Origin of the sequence: Azospirillum sp. B506 (genome assembly GCF_000333595.1) — a bacterium.
In the GTDB taxonomy this organism is placed as follows: Bacteria; Pseudomonadota; Alphaproteobacteria; order Azospirillales; family Azospirillaceae; genus Azospirillum.
Genome location: NZ_BADK01000155.1, coordinates 1 through 3723 on the forward strand (window position 1 = coordinate 1; position 3723 = coordinate 3723).

A 3723-nucleotide genomic window follows, 5' to 3' on the forward strand; every position below is an offset into this window, starting at 1 on the left:
GACACGACCTGACCGATGCCGGCGGCTCGCCGATCTCTGCGCTGCCTGGGGCGGCATCCTTCGACAGCGCCTTCTCCTTCGGGCTGATCCGAGGCGGCCATCTGGACGTCACCGTGCTTGGCGGCCTGCAGGTGGACCGTGAAGGGCGTCTTGCCAACTGGATGGTGCCCGGCAAGATGGTGCCGGGCATGGGCGGGGCGATGGATCTGGTGACAGGCGCCCGCCGGGTGATCGTCGCCATGCAGCACAGCGCGAAGGGCGAAGCCAAGATCGTCGAGCGTTGCGCCCTGCCGCTGACGTCGGTCCGCCGCGTCGATCTGGTGGTGACCGACCTCGCCGTCATCGAGCCGACCGATGCTGGCCTCGTCTTGAAGGAAACCGCCCCCGGTGTCACGGTGGAGCAGGTGATCGCCAACACCGGGTGTGAACTGATCATCGCCCCGGACCTCCGTTCCATGCCGATCGAAGGATAAAGAAGAATGACCAATCTGAAGGGGAAGGCTGCGCTCGTCACCGGGTCCACCAGTGGGATCGGGCTTGGGATTGCACGGCAGTTGGCAGGCCAGGGCGCTGACCTGATGCTGAATGGCTTCGGCGATGCGGGCCACATCGCCGAGCTGTGCCAGTCGCTGTCCAAGGAATTTGGCGTGCGCGTCGCCCACAACGGCGCCGATATGTCGAAGCCTGAGGAAATCGAGGCGATGATCGCCGCCACCGAGGCGGCCTATGGCCGGCTGGATGTTTTGGTCAACAATGCGGGAATCCAGCATGTGGCGCCGGTCGACGCTTTCCCGGTGGAGCGCTGGGACGCGGTGATCGCCATCAACCTGTCTGCTGTCTTCCACGGTACGCGTGCCGCTCTGCCCGGCATGAAGGCCCGCGCCTGGGGCCGGGTCATCAACATCGCCTCGGTCCATGGGCTGGTGGCGTCGGTCAACAAGTCGGCCTATGTCGCCGGCAAGCACGGCGTGATCGGCCTGACCAAGGTGACGGCGCTGGAACTGGCGGAGACCAACATCACCTGCAACGCCATCTGTCCAGGTTGGGTGTTAACGCCGCTGGTACAGAAGCAGATCGATGCGCTTGCCGCCTCGCGCAACCTGTCGGTCGAAGAGGCTGGGCGCGAGCTGTTGAGCGAAAAGCAACCATCGAAATCCTTCGTTACGCCGGAACAGCTGGGCGAACTGGCGGTGTTTCTCTGTTCCGAGGCCGCCGGCAACATGCGCGGTACGGCTCTGACGATGGATGGCGGCTGGACGGCGCAATAAAAACGGCTCGTATCATGGCGCTGTAGCGCGCCTAAGGGGCAGGTCGAGCGGCCCGCCCCTGGGGTGCTCCTGCTGTGTCAATTGTCGCTGGAGACCGGGACCGCATCGAAAGGCGTTGCGATGAAAGGACGGCCTTGGCCATGACCGGCACGGGCATGGCCGCGTTCGGTTGCCGCCTGGCGGAAATAACCGACCACGAAAACGCGCAGGGCATTGGCCAGCGAGACGCCTGATCGGGAAGAGCGCCGTGCCAACTGTTCCATGCGGTTACGTACGTCGTCGCACAGCTCATCTACCGTCAGGTCTTCCCTCCGGCAGATCTCATCCAACCCTTCCCAGTAAGACGGCTCCAATCGGATCGGAACATCACGCCCGGACAACTTCAAAGTGCGGGATGCCAGAGAGGCGACGCCTGTGGATTGATCGATGCGAGACTTGCTGTTCCCACCGCTCGACATGCTCTTAAACCCTCGTGCTACCCGTGCGATTGCCCCCAAAGCATGCACACTATAACGCGACCACAACCGGTTTTGGGAACAAAACTTTAGGCAGGTAAGGATTCCCCCTAGGGAGCCCGCTCAGGGTCGCCGGCCATGTCCTTGAGCAGAGCCAGATCGTTGATAACGATAAAACCTTTAGCATATGTCACTGTGCCAGTCCGGCGCAGGGCGCCGAGGCATTTGTTGACCATTTCACGGGTGACGCCCAGCATGTTGGCAAGTGCTTCCTGCGACAGCGGCAACGTCAGCCGCAAGCCTGCCGGTGTCTGCTGCCCGTAACTGTCCGACAGCAGAATCAACCGTCGGGCGAGCCGGCGGGGAACATCGTGAAAGACGGCGTCCTCGATATTCTCCGACACCCAGCGCAGCCGGTCGCACAGCACGACCATCATCCGGGTGCACAGCCGGGGGTGGCGTTCCAGAAAGGGAATGAAGTCGATGCGGTCGATCCGGTACAGATCGACCGGTCGCAGGGCCACCGCGGCGGCCGTCCGTTCCCGACCGTCAATCAGCCCGATCTCGCCCAGGACGTCACCGGCTTCTAGGATGTTCAGCAGCATGGTCTTGCCGTCCGCCGAAGAGGTGCGGATGGCTATCTGTCCCTTCAGCAGGGCGAACAGGCTGTCGCCGGGGTCGCCCTTATCGAAGATGATCTGGTCGGCATCGAAGCGGACAACGCGGCCCAGCCTGAGCATTTCCGCCATCTGCCCGGCGTCGAGTTCTCCGAGCAGCCGGTTGCGCCTCAGCACCGCAGCGACATCGATAGGCGCGTTCATCCGTCCGTCCAGACACAGTTTCGCGCCGGGTTGGCGGCGCTCGCCACTCCAGCGCGACCAGTCTAGTCAAAAAGCGCTTACATCGCGAGCGGTGCCGCATCGCGCATGGCGCGCTCCCACAAAACGGTCCGTTCAAAATGGAAACGGGCTTCCGTCGCCGTATCGTCACCCGTCGGACGGCCCAGCCGCCGCGCCATGACCCGCAGCATCGCCTTGGCGTCCTCGCGCTTCTGGTCGAAGCGCCCTTGTGGCAGCCAGTTGCGAAAGGCCGACAACTCGGCGGTCGGCAGGCCGATGTCGCCACCCAGCCGCAACATCCGGCTGTAGCCACGCTCGCGGTAGGGCAGTTCCTTGGCGATCGACTCCAGGCGCAGGGCTGTCCCGGCGCTCAGCACCCGGTCGGTGACGGCATCGGACATGGTGCGGCGGATGTTGACCATGGCCTCGGACAGGGAAGCGTAGCCAAGTTCGGCCGGACCGTGGATCACCGCAACCTCGTCGTCGTCCTCCAGCCGCCCATCGCGGAAGGCCTCGAAGATGGCTCCGACGCCGACCATGCCGAAGGGATACAGCTCTGCTGCGCGCAGGGCGCCCATGCTGGAAGCGCCGAACACCGGAATGCCGGCGTGGATGGCGTAGAGGATCTCCTTGTGCCAGACCGAAGGCACGCTCTCGAAGAAGCCGTCGATGATGCCGATGGCCGTCGGCATCTCCGCGCAAAGACGGAGAACGTCGCCCTGAGCGACCGGAGGCAGATAGGTGGCATCCAACTCCAGCGCCGCATCCTCGCGCGGCAGGGTAGGGCCGAGGAAGACGTAGACGCCGCTCATGCTGCGGTCTCCATGGCTTGGCTGCCGAGCGCGCTCAGGCCGCGCTCGCCCAGCAGATAATCGGGAGACTCATCAGCTCCCTCCAGCCCCGGCACGACGACACGCACGACGGGGATGCCGAATTCTGGTTTGGTCAGGTCGACCGCCACCGCTTCCTTGATGCCGACGGCGCGCAGCCGATCGAGCTGATGGCTGAGGTCGGCCTCGATGGTGGGAGCGGCGCTGGTTGGGCAGTGCTGGAAGGGGCGCCGGCCGGTGCCATCGACAATCTTGGCTTTCCAGTGGGCATGATGGGCAGGGTCGAGGTGGCGCTCATACTCTGCGCGGGGCATGTCGTCGCGGGCACCGG

Annotated in this window: 6 protein-coding genes; 2 read left to right on the forward strand and 4 right to left on the reverse strand. The window is 64.4% G+C overall.

Features of this window, described 5'->3' with window-relative positions; translation table 11 throughout:
- Nucleotides 1-473 (forward strand): CoA-transferase (locus tag I71_RS05530; RefSeq protein WP_042691979.1); only part of this gene is annotated, 473 nt, incomplete at its 5' end.
- A gap of 6 nt (nt 474-479) precedes the next feature.
- On the forward strand, nt 480-1268 hold the full coding sequence (locus I71_RS05535; protein WP_042691983.1) for a 3-hydroxybutyrate dehydrogenase: 789 nt from the start codon (nt 480-482) through the stop codon (nt 1266-1268).
- A gap of 77 nt (nt 1269-1345) precedes the next feature.
- Here I71_RS05535 and I71_RS35635 read toward each other — a convergent pair whose 3' ends face one another.
- The 4 genes from I71_RS35635 to I71_RS05555 form a co-directional block, all read right to left on the reverse strand.
- Nucleotides 1346-1726, reverse strand: a complete 381-nt coding sequence (locus I71_RS35635) for a ribbon-helix-helix domain-containing protein (protein WP_042691986.1) — start codon at nt 1724-1726, stop codon at nt 1346-1348.
- A 107-nt stretch (nt 1727-1833) separates the two neighbouring features.
- The gene (locus I71_RS05545; RefSeq protein WP_042691989.1) at nt 1834-2544 is read right to left on the reverse strand and encodes a Crp/Fnr family transcriptional regulator; all 711 of its coding nucleotides are present in this window, start codon (nt 2542-2544) and stop codon (nt 1834-1836) included.
- A gap of 77 nt (nt 2545-2621) precedes the next feature.
- Nucleotides 2622-3374 carry a TfuA-like protein gene (locus tag I71_RS05550; RefSeq protein ID WP_042691991.1) on the reverse strand — a complete coding sequence of 251 codons (753 nt, stop codon included), beginning with the start codon at nt 3372-3374 and terminating at the stop codon, nt 2622-2624.
- On the reverse strand, nt 3371-3723 hold a 353-nt coding region (locus I71_RS05555; RefSeq protein ID WP_199902116.1), incomplete at its 5' end, for a YcaO-like family protein. The genes I71_RS05550 and I71_RS05555, both read right to left, overlap by 4 nt.

Bases quoted from the DNA above. Each gene is read 5' to 3' on its own strand.
- I71_RS35635 (WP_042691986.1), bottom strand. From the start codon at position 1,726: ATGTCGAGCGGTGGGAACAGCAAGTCTCGCATCGATCAATCCACAGGC.
- I71_RS05535 (WP_042691983.1), top strand. From the start codon at position 480: ATGACCAATCTGAAGGGGAAGGCTGCGCTCGTCACCGGGTCCACCAGT.
- I71_RS05545 (WP_042691989.1), bottom strand. From the start codon at position 2,544: ATGAACGCGCCTATCGATGTCGCTGCGGTGCTGAGGCGCAACCGGCTG.
- I71_RS05550 (WP_042691991.1), bottom strand. From the start codon at position 3,374: ATGAGCGGCGTCTACGTCTTCCTCGGCCCTACCCTGCCGCGCGAGGAT.